The organism is Amycolatopsis sp. NBC_00345, from assembly GCF_036116635.1.
GTDB lineage: Bacteria > Actinomycetota > Actinomycetes > Mycobacteriales > Pseudonocardiaceae > Amycolatopsis.
This window is the reverse complement of record NZ_CP107995.1, coordinates 8,501,541-8,521,701: the sequence shown is the minus strand read 5'-3', so window position 1 is coordinate 8,521,701 and position 20,161 is coordinate 8,501,541. Positions and strand designations below refer to the sequence as shown.

The 20,161-nt window shown below is 70.1% G+C and carries 27 protein-coding genes; 21 read left to right on the top strand and 6 right to left on the bottom strand.

The features are described 5' to 3' along the window. Positions 1-63: 63 nt before the first annotated feature. The 3 genes from OG943_RS38565 to OG943_RS38555 all read right to left on the bottom strand — a co-directional run bounded on the left by OG943_RS38565 (position 64) and on the right by OG943_RS38555 (position 1,851). A complete protein-coding gene (locus OG943_RS38565; protein WP_328612263.1) occupies positions 64-849 on the bottom strand; it encodes a metal-dependent hydrolase in 786 nt (261 codons plus the stop codon). A 59-nt stretch (positions 850-908) separates the two neighbouring features. Beyond that, entirely contained in the window at positions 909-1,262 is a 354-nt protein-coding gene (locus tag OG943_RS38560) for an STAS domain-containing protein (protein WP_328605844.1), read from the bottom strand. A gap of 280 nt (positions 1,263-1,542) precedes the next feature. Beyond that, entirely contained in the window at positions 1,543-1,851 is a 309-nt protein-coding gene (locus OG943_RS38555; protein ID WP_091621823.1) for a WhiB family transcriptional regulator, read from the bottom strand. Between the two features lie 155 nt (positions 1,852-2,006). On the opposite strand from OG943_RS38555, the gene OG943_RS38550 reads away from it, so the two are divergent. From OG943_RS38550 to OG943_RS38530, 5 genes are all read left to right on the top strand, one after another. Further along, on the top strand, positions 2,007-2,423 hold the full coding sequence (locus tag OG943_RS38550) for an anti-sigma factor (protein ID WP_328605843.1): 417 nt from the start codon (positions 2,007-2,009) through the stop codon (positions 2,421-2,423). Further along, complete coding sequence (locus OG943_RS38545) at positions 2,420-3,196, top strand: SigB/SigF/SigG family RNA polymerase sigma factor (protein ID WP_328605842.1); 777 nt, start codon at positions 2,420-2,422, stop codon at positions 3,194-3,196. The genes OG943_RS38550 and OG943_RS38545 overlap by 4 nt, the downstream gene beginning before the upstream one ends. Before the next feature lie 72 nt (positions 3,197-3,268). Continuing rightward, positions 3,269-3,688, top strand: a complete 420-nt coding sequence (locus OG943_RS38540; protein ID WP_328605841.1) for an ATP-binding protein — start codon at positions 3,269-3,271, stop codon at positions 3,686-3,688. 73 nt (positions 3,689-3,761) lie between these two features. After that, complete coding sequence (locus tag OG943_RS38535; protein ID WP_328605840.1) at positions 3,762-4,742, top strand: aldo/keto reductase; 981 nt, start codon at positions 3,762-3,764, stop codon at positions 4,740-4,742. A 4-nt stretch (positions 4,743-4,746) separates the two neighbouring features. Further along, positions 4,747-5,382 (top strand): nitroreductase family protein, encoded by a 636-nt coding sequence (locus OG943_RS38530; protein WP_328605839.1) that lies wholly within the window; start codon positions 4,747-4,749, stop codon positions 5,380-5,382. A 59-nt stretch (positions 5,383-5,441) separates the two neighbouring features. Here the strand turns inward: OG943_RS38530 and OG943_RS38525 are convergent, their stop codons facing one another. The 3 genes from OG943_RS38525 to OG943_RS38515 all read right to left on the bottom strand — a co-directional run bounded on the left by OG943_RS38525 (position 5,442) and on the right by OG943_RS38515 (position 7,645). Further along, positions 5,442-6,203 carry a 3D domain-containing protein gene (locus OG943_RS38525; RefSeq protein ID WP_328605838.1) on the bottom strand — a complete coding sequence of 254 codons (762 nt, stop codon included), beginning with the start codon at positions 6,201-6,203 and terminating at the stop codon, positions 5,442-5,444. A gap of 119 nt (positions 6,204-6,322) precedes the next feature. Further along, positions 6,323-6,976: an alpha/beta fold hydrolase gene (locus OG943_RS38520; protein WP_328605837.1), complete on the bottom strand. Its 654-nt coding sequence runs from the start codon at positions 6,974-6,976 to the stop codon at positions 6,323-6,325. Positions 6,977-6,985: 9 nt separating this feature from the next. After that, a complete protein-coding gene (locus OG943_RS38515; RefSeq protein WP_328605836.1) occupies positions 6,986-7,645 on the bottom strand; it encodes an HNH endonuclease family protein in 660 nt (219 codons plus the stop codon). A gap of 171 nt (positions 7,646-7,816) precedes the next feature. On the opposite strand from OG943_RS38515, the gene OG943_RS38510 reads away from it, so the two are divergent. The 16 genes from OG943_RS38510 (at position 7,817) to OG943_RS38440 (ending at position 20,160) form a co-directional block, all read left to right on the top strand. Further along, entirely contained in the window at positions 7,817-8,881 is a 1,065-nt protein-coding gene (locus OG943_RS38510) for a tetratricopeptide repeat protein (protein WP_328605835.1), read from the top strand. A gap of 166 nt (positions 8,882-9,047) precedes the next feature. Further along, positions 9,048-9,668, top strand: a complete 621-nt coding sequence (locus OG943_RS38505) for a D-sedoheptulose-7-phosphate isomerase (protein ID WP_328605834.1) — start codon at positions 9,048-9,050, stop codon at positions 9,666-9,668. Continuing rightward, a complete protein-coding gene (locus OG943_RS38500; protein WP_442874633.1) occupies positions 9,605-9,925 on the top strand; it encodes a HypC/HybG/HupF family hydrogenase formation chaperone in 321 nt (106 codons plus the stop codon). The genes OG943_RS38505 and OG943_RS38500 overlap by 64 nt, the downstream gene beginning before the upstream one ends. A gap of 12 nt (positions 9,926-9,937) precedes the next feature. Continuing rightward, positions 9,938-10,624: a D-sedoheptulose-7-phosphate isomerase gene (locus OG943_RS38495; protein ID WP_328605833.1), complete on the top strand. Its 687-nt coding sequence runs from the start codon at positions 9,938-9,940 to the stop codon at positions 10,622-10,624. Then, on the top strand, positions 10,621-11,670 hold the full coding sequence (locus OG943_RS38490; RefSeq protein ID WP_328605832.1) for a hydrogenase expression protein HypE: 1,050 nt from the start codon (positions 10,621-10,623) through the stop codon (positions 11,668-11,670). Before OG943_RS38495 ends, OG943_RS38490 begins: the two co-directional genes overlap by 4 nt. Before the next feature lie 13 nt (positions 11,671-11,683). Continuing rightward, positions 11,684-13,480 (top strand): nickel-dependent hydrogenase large subunit, encoded by a 1,797-nt coding sequence (locus tag OG943_RS38485; protein WP_328605831.1) that lies wholly within the window; start codon positions 11,684-11,686, stop codon positions 13,478-13,480. A 2-nt stretch (positions 13,481-13,482) separates the two neighbouring features. Beyond that, positions 13,483-14,064: a NifU family protein gene (locus tag OG943_RS38480; RefSeq protein ID WP_328605830.1), complete on the top strand. Its 582-nt coding sequence runs from the start codon at positions 13,483-13,485 to the stop codon at positions 14,062-14,064. Next, complete coding sequence (locus OG943_RS38475) at positions 14,061-14,678, top strand: DUF5947 family protein (protein ID WP_328605829.1); 618 nt, start codon at positions 14,061-14,063, stop codon at positions 14,676-14,678. Before OG943_RS38480 ends, OG943_RS38475 begins: the two co-directional genes overlap by 4 nt. Continuing rightward, positions 14,671-15,309, top strand: a complete 639-nt coding sequence (locus OG943_RS38470) for a DUF6084 family protein (protein ID WP_328605828.1) — start codon at positions 14,671-14,673, stop codon at positions 15,307-15,309. Before OG943_RS38475 ends, OG943_RS38470 begins: the two co-directional genes overlap by 8 nt. Further along, positions 15,306-16,622, top strand: coding sequence for a hypothetical protein (locus OG943_RS38465; protein ID WP_328605827.1), 1,317 nt, complete (start codon positions 15,306-15,308; stop codon positions 16,620-16,622). Before OG943_RS38470 ends, OG943_RS38465 begins: the two co-directional genes overlap by 4 nt. Before the next feature lie 14 nt (positions 16,623-16,636). Next, entirely contained in the window at positions 16,637-17,134 is a 498-nt protein-coding gene (locus tag OG943_RS38460; protein WP_328605826.1) for a hydrogenase maturation protease, read from the top strand. A 1-nt stretch (position 17,135) separates the two neighbouring features. Further along, positions 17,136-17,243 carry a DUF6893 family small protein gene (locus OG943_RS48540; RefSeq protein ID WP_442874632.1) on the top strand — a complete coding sequence of 36 codons (108 nt, stop codon included), beginning with the start codon at positions 17,136-17,138 and terminating at the stop codon, positions 17,241-17,243. A gap of 2 nt (positions 17,244-17,245) precedes the next feature. Then, entirely contained in the window at positions 17,246-17,518 is a 273-nt protein-coding gene (locus OG943_RS38455; RefSeq protein WP_091621771.1) for a HypC/HybG/HupF family hydrogenase formation chaperone, read from the top strand. Positions 17,519-17,528: 10 nt separating this feature from the next. Next, positions 17,529-18,758 carry a hydrogenase formation protein HypD gene (hypD, locus tag OG943_RS38450; protein WP_328605825.1) on the top strand — a complete coding sequence of 410 codons (1,230 nt, stop codon included), beginning with the start codon at positions 17,529-17,531 and terminating at the stop codon, positions 18,756-18,758. Next, complete coding sequence (hypE, locus tag OG943_RS38445; RefSeq protein WP_328605824.1) at positions 18,755-19,831, top strand: hydrogenase expression/formation protein HypE; 1,077 nt, start codon at positions 18,755-18,757, stop codon at positions 19,829-19,831. Before hypD ends, hypE begins: the two co-directional genes overlap by 4 nt. Further along, positions 19,831-20,160 carry a hydrogenase maturation nickel metallochaperone HypA/HybF gene (locus OG943_RS38440; RefSeq protein ID WP_328605823.1) on the top strand — a complete coding sequence of 110 codons (330 nt, stop codon included), beginning with the start codon at positions 19,831-19,833 and terminating at the stop codon, positions 20,158-20,160. The genes hypE and OG943_RS38440 overlap by 1 nt, the downstream gene beginning before the upstream one ends. Position 20,161: the final 1 nt, after the last annotated feature.

Genomic DNA, 20,161 nt, shown 5'->3' with positions numbered 1-20,161 from the left:
GGTGGTGCCGGCCAGGCGGAATCCGCCGGACGGTGAACTGACTCTGCCCGAAGAGCTCTCGCTTCAGGGCGTCGCGGACTGGGACACCGGAGGGCTGAACAACCGCTCGGCCGTGGCCGTCGTCCACTGCCACACGCCGGGCACCAGCAACACGCCCACCACCACGAACACCGGGAAGACCAGCCGCGTCTCGACCTTCTTGCCGGTGCGGATCCGCATCGCCTTCGGCGGGCGGATCTCGTACCAGGTCTCGCCGGCGATCGGCAGGGGGAAGAGGAACGGGCAGCCCGACTCGGTGAGCGAGTCGCCGAGGCAGTGCACAAAACAGCCGGCGGCGACGGCAAAGCCCAGCCAGCCGGAGATCTGCTCGAGCTGGGCGGCGTGGTCCGGCGGCGCGGTGAAGTACCACCACGCCACGGCCGCGCCGCTCACCGGCAGCAGCCAGTCGCCCAGCGCGCCTTCGGCCAGCAGGAGCCCGAAGACCACCACCCCGAACACGGCCCACGGCCCGCCGGCCGCCGTGCCCGCCGCCGTCGCGGCGCCGAGGCCCGCGGCGAACAGCACGGTGTGCGAAAGGTGGCGGTGCGTACCGGTCACCTTCTCGTCGCGAGGTCCCTTGGTCAGCGCGTACACCGCCGCCGAGACGCGACGCAGGAGCCAGGACAGCGCGCCGGTCAGCCAGCCCAAGAGGCGTGACGCGCTGGCGCTGGGGTGGTCGAGGTCCGGCAGCAGGGCGAACCCGGCCGTGGTGGCCCCGAAGACCACCGCTTGGTGCACCGTGCCCGCTCCGACGGCGGGTGCGAGGGCCAGGCCCGCGCACCAGCCGGTCAGGGCGTGTGTGCGCCCCATCATCGTGCTTGTCCCCCAGGTCGACGACGGAATTCAGGTCCGCGCGACCGTATCGGGGATCAGGCGGGCGGTTCCTCCGACACGCTCAGGTGTTCGGCCACGCCCGTGAGTTCGATGACGCGGCTCACCGCGGAGCTGGGCACCACCGCGAGCTCGACGTCCTGCTCACGGGCCTGCCGCTGGGCGTGCAGGACCACGTTCAGTGCCGAGGAGTCGAAGAAGGTGACCCCGGTCAGATCGGCCACCACGCGCTGCGAGCTCTTGTCCGCGATCAACCCGGCCAGGGCTTCCTGCAGCTGCGGGCTGGTGAGCAGGTCGAGCTCACCGGTGACCACCACCCTGGGCTCGGCGGCCCTGGTGTCCAGCGTGATGCCGAACCCGGGCGGGGTGGCGTTCTGGTCGGCTGCGGGCATGCAGTTTCTCCTCGTCAGGCGCTGCTGCTGCGCCGGTACGCGCCTGTTGTCTCAAGCGGCAACCGTGTCACGGTTCCAGGCATCTGGAAACCCAACCCTAACCCAGCGGGCAGCCGTGCCCGCGACGGCCGCCACCTGTCCCGGGGACCGGCACGCCCGGGCCCGGCGTCAAGCGCCGGACGGGGGTATCCGGGCCGGGCGACGGCACTGGCCTGGGGCGTGACACACGTCCGCCCGCGTGCCGGTGCCGGCACGCGGGACGTCAAGCCATGGGGGTGGTCTAGTGCGTGGAGACCGTCTTGCGCTTCGCGCGGCGCTGCCGCAGGAACAGCTCACGGCGCTCGATCTCACCGAGGCCGCCCCAGATGCCGTACGGCTCCTGGACGGTCATCGCGTGCCGGCGGCACTGCGCCAGCACGGGGCAGGTCTGGCAGATCGCCTTCGCGCGCGACTCGCGGCGCTCGCGGGCGGACCCGCGCTCGTTGTCGGTGTGGAAGAAGAGGCTGCTGTCCGCGCCGCGGCAGGACCCTTGCAGCTGCCACTCCCACTCTTCCGACACCACATTGGGCAGCCGGCTCACGTCAGCCATCTCGTCCCCACCTTCCCCGGGATCACTTTCTCCGACCGCTACATGCCCGCCGGTCGCGCGAATCAAACGCGGGTTTGGTTTGCTCACACCCCGGGCATCTCGTGGACCGGGCAAGCGCAGGACACGGCCCTTGTGAGCCGGAGAGAGGACAGCACGTGGAGGAGAACGCCCCGCTCGATCGGGAAGACGCCCAGCTCATCGAGGTCCGGACGGCGGCGATTCCGCACGTGGTGCCCACTCTGCGCACCATCGTGGCCGACATCGCGATGCGGCAGGACTTCGACCTGGACGCGGTCGAGGACCTGCGGATGGCGGTGGACGAAGCGTGCTCGATGCTGCTCCCGTCGGCCGCCGACGGCAAGCTGACCTGCGTGTTCTCGTGGATCGAGGGCCGTATCGAGGTCACCGTCTCGGTGCTTTCCGACGCGCCGGACCACGCGGACGAGACCGGTCTGTCCTGGCAGCTGCTCACCGCGCTGGCCACCTCGGCCCGCCGCACCGTGACGCCGGCCGACGGCGGTTACCTCTCCCGGGTCCAGCTCGTGCGGGAGAGCGAGGCGGCCCGCTCGTGACGAACCCCGCCGAAGGCGACGGGTCCACCGATGTGGCGTCGCTGTTCGACGAGCTGGCCGGGCTGCCGGACGGCTCGCCGCGCCGTGAGGAGATCAGGGACCAGCTCGTGCGCGAGCACCTGGAGCTGGCGCGCAACCTGGCCCGGAAGTTCCGCAACCGCGACGAGGCGATGGACGACCTCGTGCAGATCGCGACCGTCGGGCTGATCCACGCCGTCGACCGGTACGACCCCTCGCAGGGCACCGACTTCCTGGCGTTCGCCGTGCCGACGATCTCCGGCGAGCTGCGCCACCACTTCCGCGACAACAGCTGGTCGGTGCGGGTGCCGCGGCGGCTCAAGGAGCTGAACGCGAACATCTCGGCCGCCCGCGAGGAGCTGACCGTGCGGCTCTCGCGCGCGCCGCGCCCGAGTGAGATCGCGTACCACCTCGGCGTCCCGATGGAGGACGTCTACGAGGGCCTGCGCGCGGGGCAGGGCCGCTACGGCGCCTCGCTGGACAACCTCCTGGAGAACTCGGCCCACACGCGCTTCGGCGCGCCGGACTCGAACCTCGGGCAGGCGGAGCTGCGGGAAGCCCTGCGGCCCATGCTGGAGAGCCTGCCGGAGCGGGAGCGCAAGATCGTCGCGCTGCGCTTCGGCTCGGGGATGAGCCAGTCGGACATCGCCCGCCGCGTGGGGGTTTCGCAGATGCAGGTCTCGCGCCTGCTGGCGGCGACCCTGAAGAAACTGCGGACGGGACTGGTCGAGACTGACATCACCGAAGGCACCTGATTCGGCGGCCACCCGGTTGGGTAGTTAGCCGGTGCGAGAAACTGACGGACAGGTCGGGAGGTGTGGACGCCCATGACGATGTCGAGGATGCGGACGCGAGCCACGGCGGCACCCATCACCGTGCGCCTGGCGCTCCCGGACGACATCACCGCGCCCGCCATCGCCCGCAGCGTCGTCCGCGAAGCCCTCACGGACCTCGGTGTGGACGAGAACTCGCGGGACGACGTGCTGCTGGCGACGTCCGAGCTGGTGACCAACGCGTTCGAGCACGGCGAGCGGCCGGAGCGGCTCGAACTGCGCTTCACGGACGGGCAGCTGGTGGTGTCCGTGTTCGACGCGGGCACCGAGGTGCCGCAGCTCAAGGAGCCGTCGCCGGCGGCCGCGCGCAGCCGTGGCCTGCAGCTGGTGCACGCGCTGTCGCAGATGTGGGGCTACGAGCCCTGCGATGGGGGCAAGTACGTGTGGGCGACGTTCGCCATCCCGAGCTTGTGAGTGGCAGCGCCGGTTAGAACCGGCCTGAACACTCACGAGTAGGCGGGCGGTCGGTCAGCCTAGGATCGCCGCCATGGAGACGCGCAAGATCACCCGGCTCGGGCGTGAGGTTTCCGCCGTGGGGCTGGGCTGCTGGCAGCTGGGCGCCGACTGGGGCGCCGTGGACGAAGCCGACGCGATGGCCGTGCTGCACGCGGCCGCCGACGAGGGCGTGACGTTCTTCGACACCGCCGACGTCTACGGCGACGGGCGCAGCGAGACGCTGGTCGGCCGGTTCCGGGCGGAACGCGGTGACAGCGTCTTCGTCGCCACGAAGATGGGCCGGCGGCTCGACCAGGTGCCGGAGAACTACGTCGAGAAGAACTTCCGCGAATGGAACGACCGGTCCCGCCGCAACCTCGGCATGGACACCCTCGACCTGGTCCAGCTGCACTGCCCGCCGACGCCGGTGTACTCCTCGGACGCGGTCTACGACGCGCTGGACGAGCTGGTCGACGAGGGCCGGATCAAGGCTTACGGCGTCAGTGTCGAGACCTGCGACGAGGCGCTGGCCGCGCTCGCCCGGCCGAACGTGGCGTCCGTCCAGATCATCCTGAACTGTCTGCGGCTCAAGCCGCTGGAGCGGGTGCTGCCCGCCGCGGTGGAGGCCGGCGCCGGGATCATCGCGCGGGTGCCGCTCGCTTCGGGCCTGCTGTCCGGCCGCTACTCCGCGAGCACCACGTTCGGCAGCGACGACCACCGCACCTTCAACCGCCACGGCGAGGCGTTCGACGTCGGCGAGACATTCTCGGGTGTTCCGTTCGACGTCGGGCTGGAGGCCGTCGAACGGCTGCGCGGGCTGGTGCCGGAAGGTCAGACGGTGGCGCAGTTCGCGCTGCGCTGGATCCTCGACCAGCTGGGCGTCAGCGTCGTCATCCCGGGCGCGCGCAACCCGGAGCAGGCACGCGGCAATACCGTCGCGGCCGGGCTTGCGCCGCTGTCGGAGGAAGCCGCCGCCGGCGTCCGCGCGACCTACGAAGAACTCATCCGTCCTCTCGTACACGACAAGTGGTGAACCGGTGAACCCTGAAGAACTGCTGACCACCACCCGTACCGTCCGCAAGCGGCTCGACCTCGAACGACCGGTGCCGATGGCGCTGATCGAGCAGGCGCTGACCATCGCGCTGCAGGCGCCCAGCGGCTCGAACCGCCAGGAATGGCAGTGGATCGTGGTCACCGACGCCGAGCAGCGCGCGGCCATCGGCGACCTGTACCGGCGCGCGACGTACGAGTACATGGCGTCCTCGGGCTTCGCGGGCAAGCTGTTCGCCGACGACCCGCGGCGCGCGCCCGTGCAGCAGCGCACCGGCGGCAGCATCGAGTACCTCGCCGACCACATGGGCGACGTGCCGGTGCTGCTGATCCCGTGCCTGAAAACGGGCTCCACAACCCTCCCGGACGGGAACCAGGCCGGGATGTGGGCGTCGCTGCTGCCCGCGGTGTGGAGCTACATGCTGGCCGCGCGCTCGCTGGGGCTCGGCACGGCGTGGACCACGCTGCACCTGGGCTACGAGAAGGAGGCCGCGGAGATCCTCGGCCTGCCGGACGACGTCCACCAGGCCGCGCTGATCCCCACGGCCTACTACACCGGCGACACCTTCAAGCCGGCCGCGCGCCGTCCCCTTTCGGAGGTCCTGCACGTCGACCGGTGGTGATCACTCGCCCTGAAGGCCACCTTCAGGGACCTATATGCCCTCAAGGTGGCCTTCAGGGCTCACTCGACGGTCAGCGTCAGGCCCTGCACGCCCCAGTCGTTGGCCTGCGAGCCGGGCAGCCAGACGTCCACGATGTCGTCTTTGATCCAGCTGCCGATGTCGGCCGCGTAGCAGTGCCCGTAGCCGGGGACGAAAATCCTTGTCCCCCAAGGGATGTTGCGCGCGTCGACGGCGCAGAAGCCGGGACCGGCGCTGTACCCGAGCGCGGTCTGGGCGACGTCGTTGTACGAGGTCACCTTGTAGTTCAGCGTGGTGCCCTTGGCGATGGCGTACGGCGCGAGCTGGTTCGAGCCGTCCACGCGGTAGGACGTGGAGATCTGGCCGAGCGAGCCGGGGGTGTTGTCCTCCGCGGTCATCGCGTAGAGCTGGTAGTTCGCGTTCTGGCACGGGCTGGCGTCGGTGACGAGGAAGCTCGCCTGCCCCCAGTCGCTGATCCACTGCAGGGCCTGGCCGTTGCGGAACGCGCGGTAGGCCACCGCGCCGGGCACGCGGGCGAAGGTGAACGTGACCTTGCCGTCCGCGCCCAGCCCGCCGCTCACTCCGCCGGGCGCGGGCAGCCGTCCGCTCACGTCCACGGGGTCGACGAGCGGGCCGGGCCCGTGGCCGCCGGTGACCGGCCGCTCGGGGATCGGGCCGGTGTAGAAGTGCTGGCACGCGGGGAGGTCGGCGGCCTGCGCCGTGGCGACCGGGACGGTGACGAGCGCGCCGAGCGTGAGCGCGACGGCACCGAGGACTCTGGCGATCCGGGATCTCTGAGGCATGACGGGGAAACCTCCAGGGTGAGCGGGTTGGAGGAAACACGCGGCGGGGACTCGACGGTAGGCAGCCCGCGCCCGGCCCGTCAACCGGTCTGGACCATTTGGCTGTTCACGGCTCGGGCTCACCGCAGGGTGGTCAGGTACCCCTCAAGCCGTTCGGCCAGCTCCACCGGACGGCTCAGCAGGACCATGTGGGAGCCGTTGATCTCGTCGGCCGTGATCCCCAGGCGTTCCTTGGCGACGCGCCGTTGCAGCTCCGGCGTGAAGAGCCGGTCTTCGCGGCAGAGCAGCACGCGCGTGGGGATTTCGGGGAGCGCGGCGAGCGGCCACGGGTCGTCCCACTCGGCGCTCACCTGGTCCCGGCCGCGCGCGATGTTCTCCGCCGTCAGCTCGGCCGGCACGTCGGCGAGGAACTGCTCGACGACGCTCAGCCCTTCCGACGAGGTGTAGCCGGTGTTGCCCCACCACTGGCCCGGCGTCTCCCCCGGCGCGGGCACCATGCCGGCGACGAAGACGAGCAGCCTCGCGTTCAGGCGCTCGGCCACCAGCGGGGCGGTGAAGCCGCCGTAGGAGTGCCCGGCCACGACGATGTCGTCCGTCCGCTCGCCGACGGCCGCGATGACGGCGTCCGCGAAGTCGGCCAGCTTCGCCGCGGGGTCGTCGATCGGCAGGTCCGGCGCGACGACGTCGTGCCCCCGCCGCCGTAGTTCGGCCCCGGCCAGGTGCCAGTCCCAGCCGCTGCCGCCGCCTCCGTGGATCAGGACGAATGTCGCCATCGGGCCAGCCTAGGCCGGGCAGCGTCCGAGCATGTCGGTCAGCGTGGTCTTCTCCCCGGTGGTCACGGTGAGGCCGTAGTAGTGCTTGACCGTGATCCAGTCCGTCGCGTAGGTGCACCAGAACGAGACCAGCGGCGGCTTCCACTGGTCCGGCGCCTTGTCGCTCTTCTGCTGGTTCAGGTTGTCCGTGACGGCGAACAGCTGCGGGCGAGTCAGGTCGTTCGCGAACTGCTCGCGCTTGTCCTGCGGCCAGTCGCGCGCGCCGCTCGCCCAGGCCTGGCCGAGCGGGACCATGTGGTCGATGTCGACGTCGCCGGGCTTGGTCCACGTCTCGCCGTCGTAGACGCTGAACCAGGTGCCGGCCGTCGGGTTGCAGTCGGTGCCCGCCTTGACGTCCTTGCCGTCGCGCTTGAGGACCAGCTCGCGCGTGTTGCAGTTGTGCCCCTGGTTGTCCCAGTGCGGGAATTTCTCACGGGAGTAGCCGGTCATCGAGCCGCGCTCGGCGATCTTCAGCTCCGACAACTGTTTTGTCGCGTCGCCGGCGCTGGCGGGCGGCGGCGAGGAGGGCTCCGCGTCCACGCCCCTTCCGGCGTACCAGAAACCCGCGATCGCGACGACGAGAACCACGGCGAGCAACAGGATCCGCTGGGTGGGGAACTTCCGGGCCATGGCGCGCGACGGTCCTCTCGGCAGGGGCGGGAGCGGCAGTATGCCGGGCTCCGCGGCGGTATCCGCGCAGAAACTCTCGGCCGCCGCCGAACGTGTCCGGGGCCACGTGTCACGCAAACCGGGCGGCGAGCGACTACGGGGTGGGGAACCAGCTCGAAGGGAGCGTCGCCGATGTCCGGGCGGCTACGGAAGTGGAACACGCGGGTCGACGACTACCTGCAGCTGAAGGCCGCCGAAGGCGGGAACATCGTCGCCATGACCCGTGTCGGCGCGGCCCTGCGCGAGCGCGGCGAGCTGGCCGAGGCCGAGTCCTGGTACCGCCGGGCGGCGCTGGGCGGCGACCGCGTCGCGATGACCGTGCTGGCCCACCTGCTCGCCGACCGGGGCGCCCACGACGAGGCCGAACGCTGGTACCACGAAGCCGCGCTGGCCGGTGATCCACGCGGAATGGTCGGGCTGGGCCGTTCCGCCGAACGCCGCGGCCGGTTCGAGGACGCGGAGTACTGGCTGCGCGCGGCCGCCGAGACCGGTGACGCCGAGGCGATGGGCGCGCTCGGCCACCTGCTCGCCGAACGCGGGCGCGGCGACGAAGCCGAGGACTGGTGCCGTCGCGCGGCGAGCACGGGCAACACCGCCGCGATGCTCGACGTCGGCATGGTGCTGAGCAAACAAGGCCGGCAGAGCGACGCCGCGCGCTGGTGGCGTGAAGCCGTTGATGCGGGTGACCTCGCGGGCACGTGCCTGCTCGGCCGTCAGGCGGAGCGCTTCGGCCGGGCCAAGGACGCGGAAACGTGGTACCGCCAGGGCGCGACGGGCGGCAACGTCGAGGCGGCCGTCCGGCTGGGGCTGCTGCTGCACCGTCGCGGCGACGTCGACGAAGCCGAGGCCTGGTACCTCGACGCGGCGGAGGCGGGTGACACCGCGGCGATGACGAACCTCGGCGTGCTGGCCCGCAACCGCGGCGACGAGGGTGAGGCCGCGGCCTGGTACCGGAAGGCGGCCGAGAACGGCAGCGTCCCGGCGATGACGAACCTCGGTCACCTCGCCGAGGCGCGCGAAGACCTCGCGCAGGCCGAGAAGTTCTTCCGCGCCGCGGCGGAAACGGGCGACGTGCAGGGCATGCTGAGCCTGGCCCGGATGCTGCACGGCCGCGGCTCCGTCAACGAGGCCGGCACCTGGATCGCCCGCGCCGAGGAAGCCAAGGACGAAGCCCGGGGCGAACGCGACCGGACGTGAGGCCGGCGCCGCGCCAGCAAGGACTCGTGAGTGGCTATGCCGGTTCTAACCGTCATCGCCACTCACGAGTCTCCCGATCTATCACGTGATCCTATTGTGTGACCCACTTCACAGATCTACCCTAGAGGTCTTGCTCCCACCACTGAGCGCACAGGGAAGAGCCGCGATGTCGTGGTCTCCGAAGAGCGCGGACGCTGTGGCGTCGTTGTTCGAACGCCGTGTCGCCCCCGTGCACGACCTGGCCGAACAGGCCGGCGCCGTGGCGGACGCGTGTCACGGGATGGCCCTGCGCTTCCACCGTGGCGGGAAGCTGGTGGTCTTCGGCAACGGCGGGCCCAGCACCGACGCGCAGCACGTGGCCGTGGAGTTCGTGCACCCGGTGATCGTCGGCAAGCGGGCGCTGCCCGCGATCTCGCTGACCGCCGACGTCGCCACGCTCACCGGCGTGGCCAACCGCGTCGGGCTGGCCGAGGTCTTCGCGCACCAGATCCGGTTCCTCGCCGAGCCCGCGGACATCGCGCTCGGCATCTCCGCCGACGGCGAGTGCGAGAACGTCCGCCGCGGCCTCGAAGCCGCCCGCGACCTCGGCCTGCTGACCATCGCGCTGACCGGTGGCGACGGCGGCGCCATCGCCACCACGCCCGGGATCGGCCACGTGCTCGTCGCGCGGTCCGCCGACCCGCTGGTGGTCAAGGAAGTACACGTGACGACCTACCACATCCTGTGGGAACTGGTGCACGTCTTCTTCGAGCACCCCGGCGTGCTCGCACCGGGGGTGGCGTCTTGAACGCCCGTGACGCCGACAGAGCACCGGCCCCCGCCTGTCACGACGGGGTGTGCGTCACCTGCTCGGACACCGCGGTCGAAGTGACCGTAGTCGAACTCCTGGACCTCGGGTTCGCTGTCGTGGATACCGGCTCCGGCCGGGAAGAGGTGAGCGTGGCACTGGTTTCGGCCAGTGTCGGCGACCGAATCCTGGTACATGCCGGCGAAGCCATAGCGCGTCTGGAGAACCCCTCGCCTGGAGAACCGACAGTCCGCTAGGAGATGAGCGCCATGACACGGGGAGACCCCGTGGGCGCCAGTGGCCTCGAGGAGCTGTACCCGTTCCTGTACTCGGGTACGAGTGACGTCGAGGCCGTGCTCACCCAGGTCCGTCAGTCCACAGTAGACAAGACCCGCGAGATCATCGAGCTGCGCGCCAGCGTGCTCGAGTCGGACGGCGAGCGGCTGTGCGCCTGCGCCCAGGACCTGGCCCGTGCGTTCGCCGGCGGCGGCAGGCTGCTGGCGTTCGGCAACGGCGGCAGCTCCACCGACGCGCAGGACCTCGCCAGCCTGTTCCTCTCCCCGGCCGGGGACGCGCGGCCACTGCCCGCGTTCGGCCTCACCAACGACATCGCCGTGGTCACCGCCCTGAGCAACGACATCGGGTTCGACGTCGTGTTCGCCCGGCAGGTCGCCGCGTTCGGCCGCGCCGGTGACATCGCGGTCGGCCTCTCCACCAGCGGGAACTCCACGAACCTGCTGGCCGCATTCGACGAGGCCGCCCGCCGCGGCCTGGTCACCGTCGGCATCGCCGGTTACGACGGCGGGCGGATGGCCGAGCTGGACAGCATCGACCACCTCTTCGTCGTGCCGTCGCCTTCGGTGCACCGCATCCAGGAAGCCCAGACCACCCTTTACCACGCGCTGTGGGAGCTGACCCTCGGCGCGCTCGACGACCTCCAGGGGCAACAGCCGTGACGCATACCCAGGAAGACGAGAAACCCATCCACATCCTGTGGATCAACGCCGGACTGTCGTGCGACGGCGATTCCGTCGCGCTGACCGCGGCCACGCAGCCCAGCATCGAGGAGATCGTCCTCGGCGCGCTGCCCGGTCTGCCGAAGATCGCGGTCCACTGGCCGCTGATCGACTTCGAGTGCGGGCCGGACAAGGGCGCGGACACGTTCATCGAATGGTTCTACAAGGCCGATCGCGGTGAGCTGGAACCGTTCGTGCTGGTCATCGAGGGCTCGATCCCCAACGAGGCGATCAAGTCCGAGGGCTACTGGTGCGGCTTCGGCAACAACCCGGAGACCGGCCAGCCGATGACCACCAGCGAGTGGCTGGACCGGTTGACGCCCAAGGCCCTCGCCGTCGTCGCGGCCGGGACCTGCGCGGCCTACGGCGGCATCCACGCCATGGAGGGCAACCCGACCGGCGCCATGGGCGTGCCCGATTACCTCGGCTGGGACTGGAAGTCCGGCGCCGGCATCCCGATCGTCTGCATCCCCGGCTGCCCGACGCACCCGGACAACTTCTCCGAAACCCTGACCTACCTGCTCTACCAGGCGGCGGGCCAGGCCCCGATGATCCCGCTCGACGACCACCTCCGTCCACAGTGGCTGTTCGGCGCGACCGTGCACGAGGGGTGCGATCGAGCCGGCTACTACGAGCAGGGCCAGTTCGCCGAGACCTACGACTCGCCGAAGTGCCTGGTCAAGCTGGGCTGCTGGGGCCCGGTGGTGAAGTGCAACGTGCCCAAGCGCGGCTGGATCAACGGCGTGGGCGGCTGCCCGAACGTCGGCGGCATCTGCATCGGCTGCACCATGCCGGGCTTCCCGGACAAGTTCATGCCGTTCATGGACGAGCCGCCGGGCGCGCACGTGTCCGCGATGGCGAGCGGCGCGTACGGCTCGGTGATCCGGCGGCTGCGCAAGATCACCGAGCGCAAGGTCGACCTGGAGCCGAAGTGGCGGCAAAAGGGCAAGCAGCTCGAGACCGGCTACCGCTCGACCTGGCGCTGAAAGGACTGGGGACATGACGCAGACGGAAAGCGGCAAGGGCATCAGCACCAAGGGCAAGACCGAGCTCGTCGAGATGGCCTGGGACCCGATCACGCGCATCGTCGGCAGTCTCGGCATCTACACGAAGATCGACTGGGCGCAGAAGAAGGTCGTGGAGTGCCACAGCACGTCCTCGGTCTTCCGCGGCTACAGCATCTTCATGAAGGGCAAGGACCCGCGCGACGCGCACTTCATCACCAGCCGCATCTGCGGCATCTGCGGTGACAACCACGCCACCTGCTCGGTCTACAACCAGAACATGGCCTACGGCGTGCGCCCGCCGCACCTCGGCGAGTGGATCATCAACCTCGGTGAGGCCGCCGAGTACATGTTCGACCACAACATCTTCCAGGAGAACCTGGTCGGCGTCGACTACTGCGAGAAGATGGTCGCCGAGACCAACCCCGGGGTGCTGGAGCTGGCCAACCGCACCGAGTCGCCGCACGCCGAGCAGCACGGCTACCGCACCATCGGCGACATCATGCGCTCGCTGAACCCGCTGGAGGGCGAGTTCTACCGCGAGGCGCTGCAGGTCAGCCGGTCCACCCGGGAGATGTTCTGCCTGATGGAGGGCAGGCACGTGCATCCGTCCACTTTGTACCCCGGCGGCGTCGGGACCATCGCGACGGTGCAGCTGTTCACCGACTACCTGTCCCGGCTGATGCGCTACGTCGAGTTCATGAAGCGCTGCCTGCCGATGCACGACGACCTGTTCGACTTCTTCTACGAGGCCCTGCCCGGCTACGAGGAGGTCGGCCGCCGCCGCATCCTGCTCGGCTGCTGGGGCAGCCTGAACAACCCGGAGTACTGCGACTTCACCTACGAGAACATGGAGTCCTGGGGCCGGAAGATGTTCGTCACGCCCGGGGTGGTCGTCGACGGCAAGCTGGTCACCACCAGCCTGCTCGACATCAACCTCGGCATCCGCATCCTGCTCGGCTCGTCCTTCTACGAGGACTGGGAGGGCATGGACAAGTTCGTCACGCACGACCCGCTGGGCAACCCGGTCGACTCGCGGCACCCGTGGAACCAGCACACCATCCCGCGGCCGCAGAAGCGCGACTTCGACGACAAGTACTCGTGGACGATGTCGCCGCGCTGGTTCGACGGCAAGGACCACCTGGCGCTGGACACCGGCGGCGGCCCGCTCGCCCGGCTGTGGACCACGGCGCTGGCCGGCCTGGTCGACACCGACTACGTGAAGTCCACCGGGCACAGCGTGGTGATCAACCTGCCGCGCACGGCGCTGAAGCCCGAGGTCAGCTTCGAGTGGAAGATCCCGAAGTGGAGCAACGCGCTGGAGCGCAACCGCGCGCGGACCTACTTCCAGGCGTACTCCGCCGCGATCGCCCTGCACTTCGCCGAGCGCGCGCTGGCCGAGGTCCGCGGTGGCAACACCAAGACGTGGGAGCCGTTCAAGGTGCCCGACGAGGGCGTCTCGTGCGGGTTCACCGAGGCCGTGCGCGGCGTTCTCTCGCACCACATGGTGATCAAGGGCGGCAAGATCGCGAACTACCACCCGTACCCGCCGACGCCGTGGAACGGCAGTGTCCGCGACTCCTTCGGCACCCCCGGCCCGTACGAGGACGCCGTGCAGAACACGCCGATCTTCGAGGAGAACACGCAGGAGAACTTCAAGGGCATCGACATCATGCGCGCGGTCCGCAGCTTCGACCCGTGCCTGCCCTGCGGCGTGCACATGTACACCGGCAAGGGCAAGACGCTGGAACGCATCCACACCCCGCACGCGTTCGGCGGAGAGGTGCTCTGACCATGGCGGAGTCCGACGTCGGCCAGGTCGGCGAACGCATCGAGGGGCTGCTGGGCGAGCTGGCCGAGCGGGCGGACCAGCCGACCGTCGAGCTGGCCGAGGACCTCGTCCACACACTGCTCGAGTTCTACGGCGCCGGCCTCGAACGGGTGCTGGCCGTCGTGCGCGAGTCCGACGGCGGTGAGGCGCTGCTCGGGCGCCTCGCCGACGACGAGCACGTGCGCGGCCTGCTGGTACTGCACGACCTGCACCCGAAGACGACGCTGGAGCGCGTCACCGAAGCGCTCGACAAGGTGCGGCCGTACCTCGGCTCGCACGCCGGCGACGTCGACATCGTCGGCATCACCGGGGAAGGCGTGCTCCAGCTGCAGCTGATGGGGACGTGCGACGGCTGCCCGTCGTCGACCGTCACCGCCAAGTACGCCATCGAGCGGGTGGTCCGCGAGGCGGCGCCGGAGATCTCCGACGTGGTCGTCGAAGGCGTCGTACCCGAGGGCACGGCGCCCGTGCAGACCGGTCCCGGCGGGCGGCCGCTGCTGCCGCTCGAAGCGCTGGAGTGCCCGGTCCCCGCGGAGCAGGCATGACGGGCGGCCTGCGCCGGTTCCTCCAGCCCGCCGTGCGGCCCGCGCCCGGCGAGCGGTGCGAGCTGTGCACGGAGCCGGTCGGCGCCGGCCACGGGCACGTGATCGACCTGGAGTCGCGGGCGATCATGTGCACCTGCCGGGGCTGCTACCTGCTGTTCACGCACACCGGCGCGGGCGGCAAGCGGCACCGCGCGGTGCCGACGCGGTACCTGCACTCGCCGTACTTCCCGGCAGGCTCGGCGCTGTGGGAGTCGGCTGGGGTGCCGGTGCGGATGGCGTTCCTGTTCCACAATTCGGTGCAGGAGCGCACCGTCGCGTTCTACCCGAGCCCGGCCGGTGCGACGGAATCCTTGCTACCGCTGGACACCTGGACCGAGCTGCTCGACACCCAGCCCGCCTTCGCGTCGATCGCGCCCGACGTCGAGGCGCTGTTGATCAGCAAGCACGACGTCGGCTACGAGTGCTTCCTGGTGCCGATCGACACCTGTTACGAGCTGGTCGGCCTGGTCCGGCTGCACTGGCGCGGCTTCGACGGCGGCAGCGCGGCCCACGAGGCGATCGACGGGTTCTTCGCGGACCTGCGCGAGCGCAGCGAGGTCGTGACCGATGGCTGAACTCACCTTCGACTGCGTCGACGTGCAGCCGTTGAAGTACGCGGCCTCGCCGACGCTGGCGTTCACGCTGCGGGTCAGCGAACTGACCGCGCAACCGGTGTACGCGCTGGTGCTGCGGGTGCAGCTGCGGATCGAGCCGCAGCGGCGGCGGTACTCCGACGGGGAGTCCGAGCTGCTGACGGACCTGTTCGGCGACCCGTCGCGCTGGGGCGAAACGCTGAAGCCGTTCCAGTTCGCCGCCGTCTCCGCGGTCGTGCCGGGGTTCACCGGCACCACCGAGTTCGTGCTCGAGGTGCCGTGCAGCTACGACCTGGAAGTGGCCGCGGGCAAGTACTTCCACGCGCTGGCCGACGGTGTCGTCCCGCTCGTGCTGCTGTTCAGCGGCACCGTGTTCGGCAAGGGCGGCCCCGGTTTCTGGGTCGAGCCGGTGCCGTGGCACGTCGAGGCCGAGGTCCGGATGCCGATCACCGCGTGGGACGAGCTGATGAACCGGTACTTCCCGCACGTCGCGTGGATCAAGCTGCACCGGGACATCATCGACGAGCTGCTGAAGTACAAGGCGCGCCACGCCATCCCGACCTGGGACGCGGCGATGGAGAAGCTGCTCGGTTCGGCCGGTGATCCCCCGTGACCGCCGTCGGGGACCAGGCCCGCGCCGTCGGCGACGCGGTGCTGTACGAGGGCTACCTGCTCTACCCGTACCGCGCGTCGGCGGGCAAGAACCGCGTGCGCTGGCAGTGGGGTGTGCTGATGCCGCCGTCCTACGCCGACGACGCGCGCGGCGAGTACGCGACCTCGCACACGGAGTGCCTGCTGGAACCGCGCTCGCACACGGTGTTGCACGTCAAACTGCGATTTCTTCAGGCGCAGCAACGAATGGCGCACGACGGCGAGGAGTTCGTCGCGACGATGACCGTCGCCGGCACCGAGTACACGACCTGGGACGAGGCCGTGGAGCGTGAGGTCGACTTCGTGCTGCCCGCGGCCGAACTGCTCGCGCAGCCCGTCGAGGCGCCGTTCGCCGTGCCGGGCTGGGAGGAGTCCGAGGACGTCGGGGGCGGCTGCTCGCTCGTCCGGCGTTCGCAGGAGCTGACCGGGGTGCTGACCGCGCGCCTCGACTCGCTCGACGGACCGTTCGGCGGCGCCCGGCTGCAGCTGGGCCTGCGCAACACCAGCCCGTGGACCGCCACGGAGCCGACCCGGGAGACGGCGCTGCGCCACGCGTTGCTGGCCGCGCACCTGATCCTTTCGGTCGACTCCGGGCACTTCCTGTCGATGCTCGACCCGCCGGAGTGGGCGAAGCCGGCCGTCGAGGCCTGCGTGAACGAGCGGGTCTGGCCGGTCCTGATCGGGAGCACCACCCAGAGCCCGGTGATCCTCGCGTCGCCGATCATCCTGTACGACGACCCGGCGATCGCCGCCGAAAGCGCGGGTGACCTGTTCGACGGCACCGAGATCGACGAGATCCTCACCCTGCGCACGATGACCCTCACCGACGAGGAGAAACGCGAGGCCAGGGCCACCGACCCACGGGCGGCGTCGATCGTGGACCGGGTCGACGAGATGCCGCAGGAGCTGCTCGACCGGCTGCACGGCACCGTCCGCTACCTGCGTTCGGTGACCGGGGAACCGCGGCCGGACCCGGTGGTCCCGTGGTGGGACCCGGGAGCCGACGCGTCCGTGTCGCCGGAGACCGACAGCGTGGTCGTCGCCGGGGCGCGCGTCGCGGCCGGTTCACGCGTGCGGCTGCGGCCGAACCTGCGCGGCAGCGACGCGCAGGACATGTTCCTCACCGGCCTCGTCGCCACCGTGCGCGCCGTATTGTCCGATGTGGACGGATCGACGCACGTGGCCGTGACCGTGGACTCCGACCCCGCCGCGGAAATGCAGAACGCGCACGGCCGGTTCCGCTACTTCTCCCCCGACGAGCTGGAGCCGTTATGAGACCTGGAGCCGTTATGAGACCCCGCGTGCTGGTGGCCGGCATCGGCAACATCTTCCTCGGCGACGACGGGTTCGGCGTCGAGGTGATCAAGCGGCTGGAGCAGGCCGAGCTGCCGGACTGGGTGCAGATCGCCGACTACGGCATCGCCGGCATGCACCTGGCGTACGACCTGCTCGGCGGCTACGACACCACGATCCTGCTCGACGCGACGCCGCACGGCCAGCCGCCCGGCACGTTGTCGCTGATCGAAGCGGACGTGGACGACCTGGCGAAGGCGCCGTCGATCGACGCGCACGGGATGCAGCCCGAGGCCGTGTTCCGGCTGCTGCGGCTGCTCGGCGGCGACGCCGGGCGGGTGCTGATCGTCGGCTGCGAGCCGGGGAGCGTGGAGTCCGGGATCGGGCTCTCCGAGGAAGTCCAGGCGGCCGTGCCGGCGGCGGTGCGCGCGGTGGCGGAACTGGCGTGGGGCACCGCCTCGCGGCTGCCGGACGAACAGAAGACGGAGGTCTGAGATGTTCAAGCGTTTACTGCTGCTGATCGTGCTGGTGGGCGGGGCGGCCTGGTTCGCCCGGCTGGTCGAACCGGACATCCGGCGGTACCTCGAGATGAGCCGGATGTAGCCGTGTGCCTCGGGATTCCGGGCGAGATCATCGAGATCAGCGAGGAGCGGCCGGACCTCGCGAAAGTCTCGGTCAGTGGGGTGAAGCGGACCATCAACATCGGCCTGCTCACCGACGACCCGCCGGTGCCGGGCGAGTGGATCCTCATCCACGTCGGCTTCGCACTGTCCAAAATAGACGAGGCCGAGGCCGCCGCGGCGATGGAGTTCCTGGAGAGCATCGGGAAGGCCTACGAGGACGAGATAGCCGCCTTACTCGAATCCCGGATCGAATAGGAGCCCCCTGATGCGTTTCGTCGACGAGTTCCGGGACGCGGACAAGGCGCGTGCGCTGTCCGCGAAGATCACCGCGCTGTGCGAACCGGGGCGCGTGTACAAGTTCATGGAGGTGTGCGGCGGGCACACGCACACCATCTACAAACACGGCCTGGAGGACTACCTGCCCGAGAGCGTGCAGCTGGTGCACGGCCCTGGCTGCCCGGTGTGCGTGATCCCGATGGGCCGGATCGACGACGCCATCCACATCGCCCGCCAGCCCGGGGTGCTGATGACCTCGTTCGGCGACATGATGCGGGTGCCCGGCTCGGGTGGGAACTTCTTCGACTCCAACGCCGAGGGCACCAACATCCGGATGGTCTATTCGCCGCTGGACTCGCTGAAGATCGCGCGGCAGAACCCGGACCTGCGGGTGGTGTTCATGGCCATCGGGTTCGAGACGACCACGCCGTCCACCGCGATGACGCTGCTGCGCGCGGCGGCCGAGGGCCTGGAGAACTTCTCCGTGTTCGGCAACCACGTGACCATCATCCCGGCGATCAAGGCCATCCTCGACTCCCCCGACCTGCGGCTCGACGGCTTCATCGGCCCGGGCCACGTGTCGACGGTGATCGGCTGCCGGCCGTACGAGTTCATCGCGCGCGACTACGGCAAGCCCGTGGTGGTGGCCGGCTTCGAGCCGTTGGACATCCTGCAGTCCATCTACATGCTGATGGTGCAGCTGTCCGAACGCCGCTCCGAGGTCGAGAACCAGTACTCGCGCGTGGTGCCGTGGGACGGGAACCAGGTGGCGCTCAAGGCGATCAACGAGGTGATGGAGCTGCGGCCGTTCTTCGAATGGCGCGGGCTCGGCTTCATCACGCACTCGGCGATGCGTGTGCGCGAGAAGTACGCGGCCTTTGACGCCGAGCGGATCTTCGAGGTGCCCGGCATCCGGGTCGCCGACCCGAAGGCGTGCCAGTGCGGCGAAGTGCTCAAGGGCGTGCTGAAACCTTGGGAGTGCAAGGTGTTCGGCACCGCGTGCACCCCGGAGACGCCGATCGGCACCTGCATGGTCTCGCCGGAGGGCGCTTGCGCCGCGTACTACAACTTCGGCCGGTTCAGCCGCAAGCGGGTGCGGGAAGCGAGCTCGACACTGATCCGACCGGAAGTAGGCGGACACGGACTGCAGCCGGCCCACTCACAGGAACCCGTTTCCGCCGTGGCTGACGTCGGATCAGTGGCGGAGGGCACAGTATGACTACCACGGAACGCGAGCAGCAGGTGCTCGACCGGATCGAGCGTGCCCGGCGGCGGCGCGCGAAGGTCCGCGAGGAGCGCATCACGCTGTCGCACGGCTCCGGCGGGAAGGCGACGCACACGTTGATCGAGGCCGTGTTCCTCGACGCGTTCCGCAATCCGCTGCTGGAGCCGATGGAGGACGCCGCCGCGCTCACCATCGGCGGAGCGCAGCTGGCGCTGACCACGGACTCGTACGTGGTGTCGCCGCTGTTCTTCCCCGGCGGAGACATCGGCGACCTGGCCGTGAACGGCACGGTGAACGACCTCGCCGTCTCCGGCGCCCGGCCGCTGTACCTGACGGCGGGCTTCATCCTCGAAGAGGGCTTCCCCGTCGAGGACCTGTTGAAGATCGTCGAATCGATGAAGTCCGCGGCCCTGGCGGCTGACGTGCAGATCGTCACCGGCGACACGAAGGTGGTGCAGCGCGGGAAAGCCGACGGCGTGTACATCAACACCGCCGGCGTCGGTGTGTCCATCCGCTCCGGGCTGGGCGTCGCCACGGTGAAGCCGGGCGACGCGGTGCTGGTCTCCGGCCCGATCGGCGACCACGGCGTCACCATCATGCTGGCGCGCGGCGAGCTGGACATCGACGCCGACCTGGAGTCGGACACCGCGCCGGTGCACGAGCTGGTGGCCGGGCTGTTGGCGTCCGTGCCGGGCGTGCGCGCGATGCGTGACGCGACCCGCGGCGGCGTCGCGACGATCCTCAACGAGGTGACTCGCGCGGCGGAGGTGGCGGTGGTGATCGACGAGAACGCGATCCCGGTCCGCACCGAGGTCCGCGGCGCGTCGGAGCTGCTCGGCATCGACCCGTTGTACGTCGCCTGCGAGGGCCGGATCGTGGTCATCGTCGACGGCGCCCAGGCCTCGGAGGCGTTGGCCGCGCTGCGTTCGCACCCATTGGGCGCGGACGCGGCGGTGATCGGGCGGGTCGCCGACGACCCGCCCGGGCTGGTGCTGCTGAACACGGCGTTCGGCGGCACGCGGATCGTCGACATGCTGGTGGGCGACCCGCTGCCGAGGATCTGCTAGTGCACGAGATGTCGATCACCCAGAGCGTTGTCGACGCCATCGTCTCGCGGCTCGGCGACACCGCGGTGCTGAGCGTGCGGCTGGAGATCGGGCGGCTGTCCGGCGTGGTGCCGGACAGCGTCCGCTTCTGCTTCGACGTGCTCTGCACGGGGACGGCGCTGGAGGGCGCGGCGCTGGAGATCGACGAGCCGCCGGGCCGCGCCGCGTGCCGTGACTGCGGCCGTGAGTTCGGCATCGACTACCCGATCCTGCTCTGCCCCTGCGGCAGTGCGGACGTCGAAGTGCTGGCCGGACGCCAGCTGCGCATCAAGTCCGTGGAGGTGGCCTGAC